This window comes from Kosakonia sp. Marseille-Q7440 (genome assembly GCF_965119485.1).
The window spans coordinates 1,142,572-1,158,409 of sequence record NZ_CBCPLT010000002.1 but is presented as its reverse complement, the minus strand read 5'-3'; the positions used below and the strand labels follow the sequence as shown (position 1 = coordinate 1,158,409).

The 15,838-nt window shown below is 60.3% G+C and carries 14 protein-coding genes; 9 read left to right on the top strand and 5 right to left on the bottom strand.

The genetic code is table 11. From position 1 onward, the window contains the following. Nucleotides 1-169: 169 nt before the first annotated feature. A complete protein-coding gene (gene mltB / locus ACWPW2_RS19265) occupies nt 170-1,252 on the bottom strand; it encodes a lytic murein transglycosylase B (RefSeq protein ID WP_023480659.1) in 1,083 nt (360 codons plus the stop codon). Nucleotides 1,253-1,521: 269 nt separating this feature from the next. On the opposite strand from mltB, the gene srlA reads away from it, so the two are divergent. The 7 genes from srlA to gutQ all read left to right on the top strand — a co-directional run bounded on the left by srlA (nt 1,522) and on the right by gutQ (nt 6,579). Next, complete coding sequence (gene srlA / locus ACWPW2_RS19260) at nt 1,522-2,082, top strand: PTS glucitol/sorbitol transporter subunit IIC (RefSeq protein WP_042714687.1); 561 nt, start codon at nt 1,522-1,524, stop codon at nt 2,080-2,082. Beyond that, on the top strand, nt 2,079-3,038 hold the full coding sequence (srlE, locus tag ACWPW2_RS19255; RefSeq protein WP_312121877.1) for a PTS glucitol/sorbitol transporter subunit IIB: 960 nt from the start codon (nt 2,079-2,081) through the stop codon (nt 3,036-3,038). The genes srlA and srlE overlap by 4 nt, the downstream gene beginning before the upstream one ends. A 10-nt stretch (nt 3,039-3,048) precedes the next feature. Beyond that, on the top strand, nt 3,049-3,411 hold the full coding sequence (gene srlB / locus ACWPW2_RS19250; RefSeq protein ID WP_279794417.1) for a PTS glucitol/sorbitol transporter subunit IIA: 363 nt from the start codon (nt 3,049-3,051) through the stop codon (nt 3,409-3,411). 17 nt (nt 3,412-3,428) lie between these two features. Beyond that, a complete protein-coding gene (srlD, locus tag ACWPW2_RS19245; RefSeq protein ID WP_054804638.1) occupies nt 3,429-4,208 on the top strand; it encodes a sorbitol-6-phosphate dehydrogenase in 780 nt (259 codons plus the stop codon). A gap of 212 nt (nt 4,209-4,420) precedes the next feature. Beyond that, entirely contained in the window at nt 4,421-4,780 is a 360-nt protein-coding gene (gene gutM, locus ACWPW2_RS19240) for a transcriptional regulator GutM (protein WP_023480516.1), read from the top strand. A gap of 67 nt (nt 4,781-4,847) precedes the next feature. Further along, nucleotides 4,848-5,621, top strand: a complete 774-nt coding sequence (gene srlR, locus ACWPW2_RS19235) for a glucitol operon DNA-binding transcriptional repressor SrlR (RefSeq protein WP_454124793.1) — start codon at nt 4,848-4,850, stop codon at nt 5,619-5,621. Next, nucleotides 5,614-6,579 (top strand): arabinose-5-phosphate isomerase GutQ, encoded by a 966-nt coding sequence (gutQ, locus tag ACWPW2_RS19230; RefSeq protein ID WP_454124791.1) that lies wholly within the window; start codon nt 5,614-5,616, stop codon nt 6,577-6,579. The genes srlR and gutQ overlap by 8 nt, the downstream gene beginning before the upstream one ends. Here gutQ and norR read toward each other — a convergent pair. After that, nucleotides 6,576-8,090: a nitric oxide reductase transcriptional regulator NorR gene (norR, locus tag ACWPW2_RS19225; protein ID WP_454124789.1), complete on the bottom strand. Its 1,515-nt coding sequence runs from the start codon at nt 8,088-8,090 to the stop codon at nt 6,576-6,578. The genes gutQ and norR overlap by 4 nt on opposite strands. 181 nt (nt 8,091-8,271) lie before the next feature. Between norR and norV the strand changes: the two genes are divergently transcribed. Together norV and norW are read left to right on the top strand one after the other, a co-directional pair. Next, nucleotides 8,272-9,714, top strand: a complete 1,443-nt coding sequence (gene norV, locus ACWPW2_RS19220) for an anaerobic nitric oxide reductase flavorubredoxin (RefSeq protein ID WP_454124787.1) — start codon at nt 8,272-8,274, stop codon at nt 9,712-9,714. Further along, nucleotides 9,711-10,844 carry an NADH:flavorubredoxin reductase NorW gene (gene norW / locus ACWPW2_RS19215; RefSeq protein WP_454124785.1) on the top strand — a complete coding sequence of 378 codons (1,134 nt, stop codon included), beginning with the start codon at nt 9,711-9,713 and terminating at the stop codon, nt 10,842-10,844. The genes norV and norW overlap by 4 nt, the downstream gene beginning before the upstream one ends. Here the strand turns inward: norW and hypF are convergent. From hypF to hydN, 3 genes are read right to left on the bottom strand one after another with little or no spacing between them, the layout of a single operon-like run. Continuing rightward, entirely contained in the window at nt 10,789-13,062 is a 2,274-nt protein-coding gene (gene hypF, locus ACWPW2_RS19210; protein ID WP_454124783.1) for a carbamoyltransferase HypF, read from the bottom strand. The two genes, norW and hypF, sit on opposite strands and share 56 nt — an antisense overlap. Before the next feature lie 4 nt (nt 13,063-13,066). Continuing rightward, on the bottom strand, nt 13,067-15,217 hold the full coding sequence (gene fdhF, locus ACWPW2_RS19205) for a formate dehydrogenase subunit alpha (RefSeq protein ID WP_454124781.1): 2,151 nt from the start codon (nt 15,215-15,217) through the stop codon (nt 13,067-13,069). A 35-nt stretch (nt 15,218-15,252) separates the two neighbouring features. Then, nucleotides 15,253-15,798, bottom strand: coding sequence for an electron transport protein HydN (hydN, locus tag ACWPW2_RS19200; protein ID WP_023480526.1), 546 nt, complete (start codon nt 15,796-15,798; stop codon nt 15,253-15,255). Nucleotides 15,799-15,838 lie beyond the last annotated feature (40 nt).

Here is a 15,838-nt window from a genome sequence, read left to right as displayed (position 1 = left end):
AGCAGCAGGCGGCTTGCAGCAGAAAGGGAGAAAAGGGTTACGGGAATCATTCACACACCTCATATGTTATAACGTAACAATAAGCTGTAGTGATATTGATGTAAATCGCGGAGCGTAACGGGAGTGCGTCGAAATGTTTCAATCCCCTCCCGCAGGAGGGGAAAGCAATTTACTGAATACGCGCCAGCGCCACTGCCTGGCCAAGCTGCCAGACCGCCATCGCGTAGTGGGTGCTGTGGTTATAGCGGGTGATGGTGTAGAAGTTCGGCAAACCGTACCAGTACTCATACCCGGTGCCGACATCGAGGCGCAGCAGGCTCGCCTGCTGATGATCGCCCAGCGGCTGTTGCGGTGTCAGACCCGCCGCCGCCAGCTGTCCGAGGCTGTAGTTGGTTTTAAAGCCGTTCTCCAGACCCGGTGCCTGGCCGTTAGCCGGAACTGCAACCTGATCGCCCTTCACCCAGCCGTGCTGTTTGAAGTAGTTAGCCACGCTGCCAATCGCATCCACCGGATCCCACAGGTTGATATGGCCGTCGCCGTTGAAGTCCACCGCATACTGCTTATAGGACGACGGCATAAACTGGCCGTAGCCCATTGCACCGGCGAAAGAGCCTTTCAGCTCCAGCGGATCGTCGCTCTCATCGCGCGCCATCAGCAGGAAGGTCTCCAGCTCGCTGGCGAAATAGTCCGCACGACGCGGGTAGTCAAAGGCCAGCGTCGCCAGCCCATCGAGGATGCGGGTTTTGCCCATCACGCGGCCCCAGCGCGTTTCCACGCCGATAATGCCAACGATAATTTCCGGCGGTACGCCGTAGACGCGCCATGCGCGATCAAGGGCATCCTGATACTGGTTCCAGAAGGCGACACCGTTCTGTACGTTATCCGGCGTAATGAACTGCTTGCGGTAGCGCAGCCACGCACCGTTTGGCCCGGTTGGGCCCGCGGTCGTTGGTGCCTGTTTGTCCATCAGGCGCAACACATAATCAAGACGTTTCGCCTGCGAGAGGATCTCACGCAGCTGCTGACGGTCGAATCCATGCTTGCTCACCATCGCATCAATAAAGCGCTCTGCCGCCGGGTTATTGGCAAAGTCGCCGCCGCTCATCACCACCTCATGCTGCGGTTTAAGCAGAAAGCCGCCGGATGGCGCGGGCGACACGGTCTGGGGAGCTTCAGCGAGCGGGGGTTTACTGCTACAGGCACAGAGCACAACAAACGCGGGCAACAACGCCGCGTAACAACGCTTCAACATGGGATATCCACTTAAACGAATTCAGCCAGGGGGCAAGTATGGTAAAGCATTTCCCCGCCGACAAGGAAGCGCGGCATCACCTGCGTAGAGGATCGCATTTCCTCTGTATCCCCTCCCCTTTTCATTCATTTAAAACCGAAGCACCTCGCAAAAACTTTCAAAATGATCATTTTTTCTTTCATATTGAGATCTAAATAACACATTAAGACCTTTCATCATGATTATGATAGCGCCCGGTGACATAACAAAAACCCCTACAGGAGAGAACAATGGAAACCATCACGCATGGTGCCGAATGGTTCATCGGGCTGTTTCAGAAAGGCGGTGAGGTCTTTACCGGCATGGTGACCGGTATTTTGCCGCTGCTGATAAGCCTGCTGGTGATCATGAACGCGCTGATTAATTTTATTGGCCAACACCGCATTGAAAAACTTGCCCAGCGCTGCGCGGGCAACCCGCTCGCCCGCTACTTACTGCTGCCCTGCATCGGCACATTTGTGTTCTGTAACCCGATGACGCTCAGCCTCGGTCGCTTTATGCCGGAGAGATACAAACCAAGCTACTACGCCGCCGCCTCCTACAGCTGCCACTCAATGAACGGCCTCTTCCCGCATATCAACCCCGGGGAGCTCTTCGTCTATCTCGGTATCGCCAGCGGCCTCACCACGCTCGGTTTACCTCTCGGCCCGCTGGCGGTGAGCTACCTGCTGGTCGGCCTGGTGACCAACTTCTTCCGTGGCTGGGTCACCGATCTCACTACCCGCATTTTTGAGCGAAAAATGGGCATTCAGCTTGCACAAGAGGTTCACCTCGCCGGAGCAAAATCATGAGCCGAATCATTATTGAAAAAGGTGCCGGCGGCTGGGGCGGCCCGCTGGAGATCGATGCCAGCAGCGAGAAGAAGATCGTCTATATCACCGCGGGCACGCGCCCGGCAATCGTCGACAAACTGGCACAGCTGACCGGGTGGCAAGCGGTGGACGGCTTTAAAGAGGGCGAACCGCCCGAAGAGGAGATCGGCGTGGCGGTAATTGACTGCGGCGGCACCCTGCGCTGCGGCATCTACCCCAAACGCCGCATTCCGACCGTCAATATTCATGCGACGGGCAAGTCGGGGCCGCTGGCGCAATACATCCTTGAGGATATCTATGTCTCCGGGGTGAAAGAGGAGAACATCCGGCTGCAGGGTGACGCTCCGGCTGCCAGAGAGCCACAGCCGCGGGATTACGACACCACGAAAAAGATCACCGAGCAGAGCGATGGCCTGCTGGCGAAAGTCGGCATGGGCATGGGTTCGGCGGTGGCGGTGCTGTTCCAGGCCGGTCGCGACACCATTGATACGGTGCTGAAAACCATCCTGCCGTTTATGGCCTTCGTCTCGGCGCTGATCGGCATCATCATGGCTTCCGGGCTGGGCGACTGGATCGCGCACGGCCTCGCGCCGCTGGCCAGCCATCCGCTTGGGCTGGTGACGCTGGCGCTAATTTGCTCCTTCCCGCTGCTCTCGCCTTTTCTTGGCCCGGGGGCGGTTATCGCTCAGGTCATTGGCGTGCTGATTGGCGTGCAGATAGGCCAGGGGCACATCCCTCCGCACCTTGCGCTGCCGGCACTGTTCGCCATTAACGCCCAGGCCGCCTGCGACTTTATTCCCGTTGGCCTGTCGCTGGCAGAAGCCCGCCAGGAGACGGTACGCGTCGGCGTCCCGTCCGTGCTGGTAAGCCGCTTTTTAACCGGTGCGCCAACGGTACTGATCGCCTGGTTTGTCTCCGGTTTTATCTATCAATAAGGGGTGATGCATGACCGTTATCTATCAAACCACCATAACCGCAATTGGTGAAAGCGCACCGGAGGCGCTCAGCGACAATATGCTGATCACCTTCCGGGAGGGCGCACCTGCCGATGTCGCCGAGTTCTGTTTTATCCATAACCACGGCCCGCTCTGCGGCGCGCTGCTGCCGGGCGCGCAGTTTACCCTCGGTGAAAAACACTACCCCGTGACTGCCGTCGGCGAGGTCGCCGAGCAGAATTTGCGCGAGCTGGGCCATATCACCCTGCGTTTCGATGGGCAGACGCAGGCGGAGTTTCCGGGCACGGTGCACGTCGCCGGCCCGATACCGGACGCTATCGCGCCGGGCTGCATTTTAAAATTTGTCGCTTAAGGTCTAAGGAGAAGAGTATGAAACAGGTTGCCGTTGTCATTGGTGGAGGGCAGACCCTTGGGGCGTTCCTCAGCCGTGGGCTTGCCGCAGAAGGCTACCGCGTGGCGGTTGTCGATATTCAGAGTGATAAAGCGGCGACGGTCGCTAATGAAATTAACAGCGAGTATGGCGAAGGGATGGCCTATGGCTTTGGTGCCGACGCCACCAGCGAGCAGAGTGTGCTGGCGCTGGCGCGCGGTGTTGATGAGATTTTTGGTCGCGCCGATCTGCTGGTCTACAGCGCCGGGATCGCCAAAGCGGCGTTTATCAGCGACTTTGCGCTGGGGGATTTTGACCGCTCATTGCAGGTCAACCTGGTGGGGTATTTCCTCTGCGCCCGCGAGTTCGCCAAATTGATGATCCGCGATGGCATCCAGGGGCGCATTATCCAGATCAACTCCAAGTCCGGCAAAGTGGGCAGCAAGCACAACTCCGGCTACAGCGCAGCGAAGTTCGGCGGCGTAGGGCTGACGCAATCCCTGGCGCTGGATCTGGCGGAGTATGGCATTACCGTGCACTCATTGATGCTTGGCAACCTGCTGAAATCACCGATGTTCCAGTCGCTGATCCCGCAATACGCCAGCAAGCTGGGCATCCCGGCAGAGGAAGTGGAGCAGCATTACGTTGATAAAGTGCCGCTGAAGCGCGGCTGCGATTATCAGGATGTGCTGAACGTGCTGATGTTCTACGCCAGCCCGAAAGCCTCCTACTGTACCGGCCAGTCGATCAACGTCACCGGCGGTCAGGTGATGTTCTGATTCGGCCCCAACGCCTGATGGCGCTGTGGTTTTGTAGGCCGGATAAGGCCCCAGCCGCCATCCGGCAAACCGCCGCACAAATACCTGATGGCACTGCAGTTTTGTAGGCCGGATAAGGCGCCAGCCGCCATCCGGCAAACAGCCCGCACCAACGCCTGATGGCGCTGCGCTTATCAGGCCTACGGGTTCAGCGATTTATAAAGGAAACACCGATGGTTTCATCCCTTATCACTCTCGCCGTTATCGCCTGGCTCAGCCAGCTGGCGCTTGGCGGCTGGCAAATCCGCCAGTTTAACAAAGCTTTTGACGCGCTCTGCCAGCGCGGGCGCGTCGGCGTTGGGCGCTCGGGCGGGCGCTTTAAACCGCGCGTGGTGCTGGCGGTGGCCTTCGATCAACACGATCGCGTCAGCGACACGCTGCTGATGCGCGGCCTGACGGTTTTTGCCCGCCCGAGCAAAATCGAGCGCTTAATCGGCGTAAAAAGAGAGGAATTAGAGCCCGATGTGATCTTTCCCCATGATCCCGGCTGTCAGAATGCTCTATCATTGGCGCTTAAAATGAAACATGGATAATTTCGTTGTGAACGCTAATAGCTTGCGAAATTATCATTTCGCAACGTAACGCAGGATATCTTCGCCTATGAAACCACGTCAGCGTCAGGCGGCAATTCTTGAGCATCTTCAGAAGCAGGGAAAGTGTTCTGTTGAAGAGCTGGCACACCACTTTGATACCACCGGGACGACCATCCGCAAAGATCTGGTCGCGCTGGAGCAGTCCGGTGCGGTGATCCGCACCTACGGCGGGGTGGTGCTTAATAAAGACGAGGCCGATCCGCCCATCGATCACAAAACGTTGATCAACACCGTGCAAAAGGGGCTGATTGCCGAAGCAGCCGTTGGCTACATCCACGACGGCGACTCGATTATCCTCGACGCGGGCAGCACGGTGCTGCAAATGGTGCCGCTGCTCAGCCACTTCAATAACATCACCGTGATGACCAACAGCCTGCATATCGTCAACGCCCTGTCAGAACTGGATAACGAACAGACCATCCTGATGCCCGGCGGCACATTCCGTAAAAAATCGGCCTCCTTCCACGGCCAGCTGGCGGAGAACGCCTTTGAACAGTTCAGCTTCGACAAGCTGTTTATGGGCACCGACGGCATCGATCTCAACGCCGGGGTGACCACCTTTAATGAGGTCTTCACCGTTAGCAAAGCGATGTGCAACGCCGCCCGCGAAGTGATCCTGATGGCGGACTCCTCCAAGTTTGGCCGTAAAAGCCCCAATATTGTCTGTAGCCTTGAGAGGGTCGATAAACTGATTACCGACGCCGGGATCCCGCCGGACGTTCGCGCCGCGCTGGAAGAGAAAGGAATCGATGTGATTATTGCCGGAGAAGAAAATGCGTGACTCTTTTATTAACGCCGCCCGCCAGGCGCTGCTGCTGGAGCTACAGGAAGCAAGCCGCCTGCCGGAGCGCCTCGGCGACGATTTTGTCCGCGCCGCTGAAACGGTGCTGAACTGCCAAGGCAAAGTGATTGTTTCCGGGATCGGTAAATCCGGGCATATCGGCAAGAAGATTGCCGCCACCTTTGCCAGCACCGGCACACCGGCTTTTTTTGTTCACCCGGCAGAGGCGCTGCACGGCGATCTCGGCATGATCGAGAGCCGCGACGTGATGCTGTTTATCTCCTACTCCGGCTCGGCAAAAGAGCTGGACCTGATCCTGCCGCGTCTCGACGAGAAAGCCGTCACGCTGCTGGCGATGACCGGTAAACCGCGTTCGCCGCTGGCGCTTGCCGCCCACGCGGTGCTGGATATCACCGTTGAGCGCGAAGCCTGCCCGATGCATCTTGCCCCCACCTCCAGCACCGTCAATACGCTGATGATGGGCGATGCGCTGGCGATTGCGGTGATGCAGGCGCGCGGCTTTGACGAAGAGGACTTTGCCCGCTCGCATCCGGCGGGCGCGCTGGGCGCACGGCTGCTGAACAAAGTGCATCATCTGATGCGCAAAGCGGACCAGGTGCCACAGGTAACGCTGACCAGCAGCGTGATGGACGCGATGCTGGAGCTAAGCCGCACCGGGCTGGGCCTGGTGGCGGTCTGCGACGGCGAGCGCCACGTGCACGGGGTCTTTACCGACGGCGACCTGCGCCGCTGGCTGGTGGCGGGCGGAGCCTTAACCGCAGCGGTCAGCGAGGCGATGACGCCGGGCGGCATTACCCTTGAGGCCAGCAGCCGCGCGGTGGATGCCAAAGAGCGCCTGATGCAGCGCAAAATCGCCGCCGCACCGGTGGTGGATGATTCAGGTGAACTGGTCGGTGCTATCAACCTGCAGGACTTTTACCAGGCCGGTATTCTCTAGGCCTTCAGCCCAAGACGCTTCGCCAGCCGGTGCAGGTTGGCGACGTCCATCTCCAGCGCTCTGGCGCAGGCAGCCCACTTGCCGCCGTTCTCCTCAAGCGCGCGGGAGATAAGTGTGCGCTGGAACGCCTCCGTCGCTTCACGCAGGTTTTGCCCGCTTAACGGCAAGCTTACCGGCTTTGCCTGCGGCGCAGGCTCATCGCTCAGGGCAAAGTGATGCACTTCCAGCACGATCTCCCCGGCATGCTGCGTGCCGCGCGCCAGCACCACCGCCCGGTGGATGGCATGCTCCAGCTCGCGCACGTTTCCCGGCCAGCCGTAGCGCTGTAAATGCGCACGCGCGGCGGGGCTTAACGCCACGCGCCCCAGACCAAAACGCAGGCGGCACTGCTCGCAAAAATAGCCCGCCAGCAGCACCACATCCTCGCCCCGCTCGCGCAGCGGCGGCACCTGTAAAGGAAAGACGCTCAGGCGATGATAGAGGTCGGCGCGAAACCGTCCGGCAACCACCTCTTCGCGCAGATCGCGGTTGGTGGCGGCCAGCACCCTCACATCGACGCGCTGGCTGCGATCATCGCCGACGCGCTGAATATCACCATACTGCAAAACGCGCAGCAGCTTCGCCTGTAGCGATAACGAAAGCTCACCAATCTCATCAAGAAACAGCGTGCCGTTGTCGGCCATTTCGAACTTGCCGCTGCGGTTGCTGATGGCTCCGGTAAAGGCCCCTTTCACATGACCGAAGAGTTCGCTCTCAGCGACGCTCTCCGGCAGCGCGGCACAGTTCAGGTAGACCAGCGGCTTGTCGGCGCGCGGCGAGGCTTCATGGATTGCTTTCGCCACCAGCTCTTTACCGGTGCCGGTTTCGCCGCCAATCAGCACGTTGAGATCCGAAGGCGCAACGATGGCGATCTCTTTTTTCAGCTGCACCATCCCCGGCGACAGGCCGATCATCTCGCTGCGCGCGACCTGCTCAAATGCCGCGGGCGCACCGGGCAACATGTTCTGCCGCTCCAGCTCCTCAATCAGCAACGCGTTATTGAGCGCGCCTGCCGCCAGCGCGGCAACCAGCCGCAGCTCCTCGTCGCTGAAGGCGTCAAACTGATCCGGCGACATGCCATCAAGCGTCAGCGCGCCAATCAGGTTTTGCCCGGCAAACAGCGGCAGGCCGACGCAGGCATGCACCTTGAGTTTCTCCTGGCCGGGGATCAGGCCATCGTAGGGATCGGGCAGATCGCTGTCGGCGGGAAAGCGCACCACATCGCCAGCGCGGGCAATCGCTTCCAGCCGCGGGTGGCCTTCAAGGGTAAAGCGCCGCCCGAGCACATCCTGCGCCAGCCCATCGATTGCCAGCGGGATAAACTGCCGCGCCTCGTAGCGCAGCAGCGCCGAGGCATCGCACGCCAGCACCTGGCGCAGGGTGGTGATCAGCCGCTGGAAACGATCCGCGTGACCGATCCCGCTTTGCAGCTCAATGGCGATGCCCGCCAGTACATTCAGTGAAAAACTCATTCTGACCTCACTGTCATTTTGACAACGCATAGTGTCATATTGACTATATTTATCATAGTCATAATGACATTACAATTTTCGATTATTTTAAAAAAATATATCAATATCAAAATGATAAAAAGCTGGCACGCCTCTTGATATAGCCATGTATCACATTGAGAAACTGCACAGGACTACGATCATGGCGATTCACGTAAAAAACAACATTCACTGGATAGGACAGCGCGACTGGGAAGTTCGTGATTTTCACGGCACCGAATACAAAACCCTGAAGGGCAGCAGCTATAACAGCTACCTGATCCGCGAGGGCAAAAACGTGCTGATCGATACCGTCGCTCACAAATTCAGCCGCGAGTTCGTGCAGAACCTGCGTGGCGAAATCGATCTGGCGATGATCGACTACATCGTGATCAACCATGCCGAAGAGGATCACGCGGGCGCGCTGACGGAGCTGATGTCGCACATCCCCAACACGCCAATCTACTGTACCCATAACGCTATCGACTCTATTAACGGTCACCATCACCACCCTGAATGGAATTTCCATGTGGTGAAAACCGGCGATACGCTGGATATCGGCAACGGCAAACAGCTAATCTTCGTCGAAACGCCGATGCTGCACTGGCCCGACAGCATGATGACCTACCTGACCGGCGACGCGGTGCTGTTCAGCAATGACGCCTTCGGCCAGCACTACTGCGACGAACATCTGTTTAATGATGAGGTGGATCAGGCCGAGCTGTTTGAGCAGTGCCAGCGCTACTACGCCAATATCCTCACCCCCTTTAGCCGGCTGGTGACGCCGAAAATTACCGAGATCCTCGGCTTTAACCTGCCGGTAGAGATGATTGCCACCTCCCACGGCGTGGTGTGGCGCGATAACCCGACGCAGATTGTTGAGCTGTATCTGAAATGGGCGGCGGATTATCAGGAAGATCGCATCACCATTTTCTACGACACCATGTCGAACAACACCCGCATGATGGCCGACGCCATCGCCCAGGGGATTACCGAAGTCGATCCGCGCGTGGCGGTGAAAATCTTTAACGTCGCGCGCAGCGATAAAAACGACGTGCTCACCAATGTTTTCCGCTCCAAAGGGGTGCTGGTCGGTACCTCGACGATGAACAACGTGATGATGCCGAAGATCGCCGGGCTGGTGGAGGAGATAACTGGTCTGCGTTTTCGTAATAAGCGCGCCAGCGCCTTTGGCTCCCACGGCTGGAGCGGCGGCGCGGTCGATCGCCTCTCGACGCGTTTGCAGGATGCCGGGTTTGAGATGTCCCTCAGCCTGAAAGCGAAATGGCGGCCGGATGTCGACGCGCTGGAGATCTGCCGCCAGCACGGGCGCGATATCGCCCGCCAGTGGGCGCTCGCTCCGCTGCCGGAGCCGCTCAGCCAGCCCGCCGCGCAAGCCGCCAGCGGCTGCGCAGAATCAGCCGCCGATCTCGGCCCGCGTATGCAGTGCAGCGTCTGCCAGTGGATTTACGATCCTGTAAAAGGCGAGCCGATGCAGGAGGTCGCGCCGGGTACGCCGTGGTCTGAGGTGCCGGACACCTTCCTCTGCCCGGAGTGTTCGCTGGGTAAAGAGGTATTTGACGAACTGGCAGTGGAGGCAAAATGAGCGCCGGGATTGTGATTATCGGCTCGGGCTTCGCCGCCCGCACGCTGGTGAAAAATATCCGCAAGCTGGACAGCCAGGTGCCGTTGACGCTGATTGCCGCCGACGGCATGGAAGAGTACAGCAAGCCGGAACTGAGCCATGTGATAAGCCAGGCGCAGCGCGCTGAGGATCTGATCCGCCAGACGGCGGGCGACTTCGCCGAGCAGTTCAACGTGCGCCTTTTCCCCTACACCTTCGTCACCGCCATCGATCCCCATGCGCAGGTGGTGAAAAGCGCCGACAGAAGCTGGCAGTACGATAAGTTAGTGCTGGCGACCGGGGCGAAAGCCTTTGTGCCGCCGCTGCCGGGGCGTGAAATGATGCTGACGCTCAACAGTTTGCAGGAGTACCACGCCTGCGAAGAGCAACTGCGGGCGGCAAAGCGGGTACTGATTGTCGGTGCCGGGCTGATTGGCTGTGAGTTAGCGATGGATTTTCAGCGCGCGGGCAAAACCGTCACCCTGCTGGATAACGCCGCCAGCATCCTTCCGGCGCTGATGCCGCCGGAGGTGAGCGCTCGCCTGCAACACTGCCTGACGGCAAACGGCGTGCGCCTGCTGCTCGCCGCTAAGCTTGCACGGCTTGAGGCTCGGGAGAGCGGCGTACGGGCGCAGCTGGATGATGAACGCAGTATCGATGCCGATGTGGTGGTCGCCGCCACCGGCCTGGTGCCGCACACCGCACTGGCGCAAGCTGCCGGGCTGGAGACCCGCCGCGGAATTGTCGTCGACGCAACGCTGCAAACCAGCCATCCGCATATCTTCGCGCTGGGCGACTGCGCCGAAATCCACGGTCAGGTGCTGCCCTTCCTGCAACCCATTCAGCTCAGCGCCATGACGCTGGCGAAAAACCTCACCGGCAGCCCGTCGCAACTGACGCTGCCGCCGATGCTGGTGAAGGTGAAAACGCCGCTGATGCCGCTGCATCTGGCGGGCGAAACTTCGCGCGCCGACCTGCGCTGGCACATCGCTACCGATGCCGCAGGCATGGTGGCAAAAGGGGTCGACGACGCCGACAAGCTGCGCGCGTTTGTGGTCAGTGAAGATCGCATGAAAGAGGCCTTTGCGCTGCTGAAGGCGCTGGGGCAATAGCCCGCGCGGCCGCCACCAGCCCCTGGCCGAAGGCGATGCCGCCATCCCCGGCCGGAAGCTGGTGGGGAAAAAGCAGCGTGAAATCGGCCAGGTAGTGCTGTAAGCGGGCTTTCAGCAGGCGGTTATGCAGCACGCCGCCGCTGAAAACCAGCGTCGTAATGCCGCGCTTTCGAGCCTGCTCGCGCGCAAGCCCGGCAAAGCCGCACGCCAGCGCATCGTGAAATGCCCATGCCCGCGCGGGCGGTGCCGCCTGCCAGCCCAGCCACGTCTGCCAGAAGGTCGCCAGATCTAGCCGGTTCCCGCGAAGCGGCATTTTCACCGGGTGCTCAACGTTTTCCGCTTTTGCCGCCAGCGCTTCCAGCTGGCAGGCGGCCTCCCCTTCATAGCTCAGCTGTTCTGGCGCGCAGCCAAGCGCGCAGGCCAGCGCATCAAACAGACGCCCGCAGGATGAGGCCAGCGGCGCGTTGATGCCGCGCGCGATTGCTCTCTCCAGCACCGGCCAGTTCTGCTGCCGGATAAGCGCCGTTTCCGGGTAATCCTGCCACCTCTCAACAAAGGCCAGCATCTGCGCCAGCAAGTTGCGCCACGGCTGGCGCGCGGCGAGATCGCCCCCCGGCAGCGCTACCGCCGGCAGGCCACCGAGGTGCTCGCAGTCGCGGTAGTTGACCCGCAAACACTCCCCGCCCCACAGCGTACCGTCCTCGCCCATACCGATACCATCCAGGGTTATGGCAATCACATCCCCGCCGTCGAGCGGCCAGCCATGCTCGCCAAGGCAGGCAGCAGCGTGGGCGTGGTGATGCAGCACGGTGTGAACCGGCAACCCGGCGCGATCCGCCCATGCGCGAGTGCGGTAGGCCGGATGTGCATCCACCACCACCTGCTGCGGGGTGAAATCGTAGATCTGCTGCATCAGGCGCAGGGCATTTTGCCACTGCGCCTCGACGCCGTCATCGGTTAAATCGCCGAAATGCTGCCCCGGCACGGCACGATCGCCGCGCAGCAGGCAGAAGGTATTTTTCATCTGCGCGCCGAGGCAGAGCAGCGGCGGAATGTCACGAAAGCCCGGCGGCAGCGGCAGCGCATCGGGCACATAGCCCCTGGCGCGCCGCAGCATCTCGCCGCTCGCCCGCACCACGGAGTCATCCATACGCTGCACAATATCGCGATTATGCAGCAGGAAACCGTCGACCATCGACGCCAGCTCAGCCTGCGCGGCAGCGTTGGTGAGTGCTGGCGGTCTACCGCTGAGGTTGCCGGAGGTCATCACCAGCGGGCGCTGCAACGCCTGCGCCAGCAGATGCTGCACCGGGTTTGAAGGCAGCATCACACCAGTCTCATCAAGCCCTGGCGCAATGGCATCGCACAGGCCGCTGACGCTTGCGCTCTCCACCAGCACAATCGGTGCCGCAGGCGTAGCCAGCAGGCGCTGCGCTTCAGGGGAGAGCCCGTCGCTTGACGCCAGCATCACCGCTAGCGGTTTCGTCGGGCGCTGTTTTCGCGCGCGCAGATAGCGCACGGCGGCCTCGTTGCCCGCATCGCAGACCAGATGAAAGCCGCCGATGCTTTTCACCGCCACCACGCCGCCGCTTTTGATCAGCGCCACCGCCATCTGCAACGCCTCTTCGCCCGCTGCCCGGTAGCTCGCATCATGCCAGCTCAGTTGTGGGCCGCATTCTGCGCAGGCCACCGGCTGGGCGTGAAATCGCCTGTCCAGCGGGTTGCGATACTCCGCCTCGCACTCCGGGCAAAGGGGAAACGCCGCCATCACCGTCAACGGGCGGTCATAGGGCATGGCATGAATGATGGTGAAACGCGGCCCGCAGTGGGTGCAGTTGATAAAGGGATAACGGTAGCGGCGCCCGGCGGGATTGAACATCTCCGCCAGGCAATCAGGACAGGTTGCGGCATCGGGAACAATCTGCGTATCCATTGCCCCGCCCGCGCTGTCGCGGATGGTGAAGGCCTGCGGTAAAACAGGCCAGTGAAAGGGGTGCTGCTCAACGCGATCGATGCGCGCCAGCGGCGGACAGCGCTGGTGCAGCAGGGAGAGAAAGGCCTGCGCGTCGCCAGCGAGGCGTATCTCTACGCCCTGCGCGTCGTTACAGACATCGCCGTTCAGCGCCAGCTGCTGCGCCAGCTGCCAGACAAAGGGGCGGAAGCCCACCCCCTGCACTTTTCCATAAACGCGTAAGCAAACCCCAGGGCTTTGGCTCATATCATCATTGCAGCGCCGCATCGCGCAGGCGCGTCTTCATCTGTTGATAGGTGCGCTGAGTGTACGCTTCGGCCCAGGGCTGATCGTTGATCGCACTCACCCGTACCGCGCAATATTTGGTCTCCGGCGTTTTCGATATCGGATCCAGATTATCCTGCGTCAGCTCGTTACAGGCACCGATCCACCACTGGTAGGTCATATAGACGCTGCCCTGGTTGATGCGCTCGCTGACATCCGCGCGGGTGATGACCTTCCCGCGACGCGACTCCACCCACACCAGCTGGCGGTCGCGGATCCCCAGCGCATCGGCATCCTGCGGGTTGATCTGCACAAAGCCCGGCTCATCGGCGAGGGTTTGCAGCGCCGCGCAGTTGCCGGTCATTGAGCGGCAGGAGTAGTGCCCCACTTCGCGCACGGTACAGAGCACCAGCGGGAATTCGCTGTCCGGTCGCTCGGCGGGCGCGCGCCACGGTGCGGCGAAAAGGTGGCCTTTGCCATCCGGCGTATCAAACTTATTGTCGTGGTAAAGGTAAGGCGTGCCGGGGTGTTCGAGCGTCGGGCACGGCCACTGAACATGGCCCATATCGCCCATCTTCTCGTAGGTGACGCCGTAAAAGAGCGGGCAGAGTTCGCGCAGTTCGTCCCAAATCTGCTGATTGTTGTCGTAGTGCATCGGGTAGCCCATCTCGGTGGCAATCAGGCTGATAATTTCCCAGTCACGTTTGACGTTGTAGGTTGGCTCAATCGCTTTTTCGAAACGCTGGAAACCGCGGTCGGCACAGGTAAAGACGCCGCCATGTTCACCCCACGAGGTGGCGGGCAGCAGCACGTCTGCCTGCTCGGCGGTTTTGGTCATAAAGATGTCCTGCACCACGATAAAGTCGAGAGCCTCAAAGCCTTTGCGCACCAGGCCCAGGTCCGCTTCGGTCTGGAGCGGATCCTCGCCCATGATGTAGTAGGCTTTCACTTTGCCCTCCAGCGCCAGGTGCGGCACTTCGGTAATGCGCACGCCCACCTGATCATCCATTACCGCCGGATCGATCCCCCAGGCAGCGGCGAATTTCGCCCGTACCTGTGGATCAACCACATCCTGATAACCGGGGAACTGGTTCGGGATGACGCCCATATCGCAGGCACCCTGCACGTTATTTTGCCCGCGCACCGGGCCGACGCCGACATGCTCGCGGCCGAGGTTGCCGGTGAGCAGCGCAAGGCTCGATAACCCTTTCACCACATCGACCGCCTGACCAAACTGCGTGACGCCCATGCCCCACATAATGGTGGCCGACGGCGCGGCGGCAAAGGTGCGCATCGCCTGGCGTACCTGTTTTGCCGGCACGCCGGTGAGGTGTTCCACCGCTTCCGGGGCGTACTCTTTTACCGTTTCACGGTAGGCATCCAGCCCGGTGGTAAAGCTGGCGACATAATCTTTGTCATACAGCTCCTCTTCGAGCAGCACATAACCGAAGGCATTGACCAGCGCCATATTGCAGCCATTTTTCAGTTGCAGATGCTGGTCGGCGATGCGCGCGGTCTCAATACGACGCGGGTCACAGACGATAATTTTCGCGCCATTTTGCCGCGCTTTAATCACTCTTCGCGCCACGATCGGGTGTGAATCGGCGCAGTTGTAGCCAAAAATCAGCAGGCAGCGGGAGTTTTCAATATCACTGATGGAGTTGCTCATCGCGCCGTTACCGAGGGTCTCCTGCAACCCGGCAACAGAGGGGCCGTGGCAGACGCGGGCGCAGCAGTCGACATTGTTGGTATTGAGCACGCCGCGGGCGAATTTTTGCATCACATAGTTGGTTTCGTTCCCCGTCCCGCGCGATGAACCGGTAGTCATAATGGCGCGCGGGCCGAACTGGGCTTTGATTTCGCCCAGGCGCTTAGCGGTGTAGCGGATCGCTTCATCCCAGCTGACCGGGGTGAGCTTGCCCCCTTTCTGATAGCGGATCATCGGTTGCGTCAGGCGCGGGGTGAGCAGCTTGGTGTCGTTGAGGAAATCCCAGCCGTAGTAGCCTTTCAGGCAGAGTTCATTCTGGTTGGTATGGCCGTCGGCGGCTTCCGCGCGGATGATTTTTCCGTCATCAACAACCAGTTTCAGTTTGCAGCCCGCGCCGCAGTATGGGCAAACACTTGTGATCTTCTTCATCAGTAACAGACCTGTTAAAAGTGAAAATAAAGGGGTTAGAAGGTAATGGAGAGGGAGCTGTCGAGCGCGGCGCGACGCCGTTTATCCGCGCTCATCTGCTCCAGCACATTACGATCGATGCAGACCAGCGCTTTGGTCGGGCAGGCCTGAATGCAGGCCGGGCCGCTCTCGCTGTGGTGGCAGAGATCGCACTTGTTGGCTTCGGCTTTTTCCGCCCGCACATTGAGGCCCGCGCCGCTGTGGCGAATAACCGGACGCACGACCACCTCCATCGCGCCATAGGGGCAGGCCACCACGCAGGTTTTGCAGCCGATGCAGCGCTCCTGCATCACATGCACAAAACCTTCATCGCGGCGGATTGCGCCGTTCGGGCAGACATTGGCACAGGGTGCGTCTTCGCACTGACGACACATGGTTGCCGTCGACACATTGACGCCTTTCACCACGTGAATACGCGGCAGGAAGGTTTCCGGGGTGAGGGCCGCGCAGTCGCGATCCGCCTGATGGGAGACCACGCAGGCCACCTCGCAGGTGCGGCAGCCGATGCATTTTGCGGCGTCGGCCATAATAAATCGGTTCATCATTTTCTCCAGCTAAGAGCCTTGTCCCGCTGAAGTATTC

Coding starts and splice junctions, on each gene's coding strand:
- gutM (WP_023480516.1), top strand. CDS start 4,421: ATGGTTTCATCCCTTATCACTCTCGCCGTTATCGCCTGGCTCAGCCAG.
- srlE (WP_312121877.1), top strand. CDS start 2,079: ATGAGCCGAATCATTATTGAAAAAGGTGCCGGCGGCTGGGGCGGCCCG.
- srlA (WP_042714687.1), top strand. CDS start 1,522: ATGGAAACCATCACGCATGGTGCCGAATGGTTCATCGGGCTGTTTCAG.
- srlR (WP_454124793.1), top strand. CDS start 4,848: ATGAAACCACGTCAGCGTCAGGCGGCAATTCTTGAGCATCTTCAGAAG.
- hydN (WP_023480526.1), bottom strand. CDS start 15,798: ATGAACCGATTTATTATGGCCGACGCCGCAAAATGCATCGGCTGCCGC.
- norV (WP_454124787.1), top strand. CDS start 8,272: ATGGCGATTCACGTAAAAAACAACATTCACTGGATAGGACAGCGCGAC.
- mltB (WP_023480659.1), bottom strand. CDS start 1,252: ATGTTGAAGCGTTGTTACGCGGCGTTGTTGCCCGCGTTTGTTGTGCTC.
- srlD (WP_054804638.1), top strand. CDS start 3,429: ATGAAACAGGTTGCCGTTGTCATTGGTGGAGGGCAGACCCTTGGGGCG.
- fdhF (WP_454124781.1), bottom strand. CDS start 15,217: ATGAAGAAGATCACAAGTGTTTGCCCATACTGCGGCGCGGGCTGCAAA.
- norR (WP_454124789.1), bottom strand. CDS start 8,090: ATGAGTTTTTCACTGAATGTACTGGCGGGCATCGCCATTGAGCTGCAA.
- srlB (WP_279794417.1), top strand. CDS start 3,049: ATGACCGTTATCTATCAAACCACCATAACCGCAATTGGTGAAAGCGCA.
- norW (WP_454124785.1), top strand. CDS start 9,711: ATGAGCGCCGGGATTGTGATTATCGGCTCGGGCTTCGCCGCCCGCACG.
- hypF (WP_454124783.1), bottom strand. CDS start 13,062: ATGAGCCAAAGCCCTGGGGTTTGCTTACGCGTTTATGGAAAAGTGCAG.
- gutQ (WP_454124791.1), top strand. CDS start 5,614: ATGCGTGACTCTTTTATTAACGCCGCCCGCCAGGCGCTGCTGCTGGAG.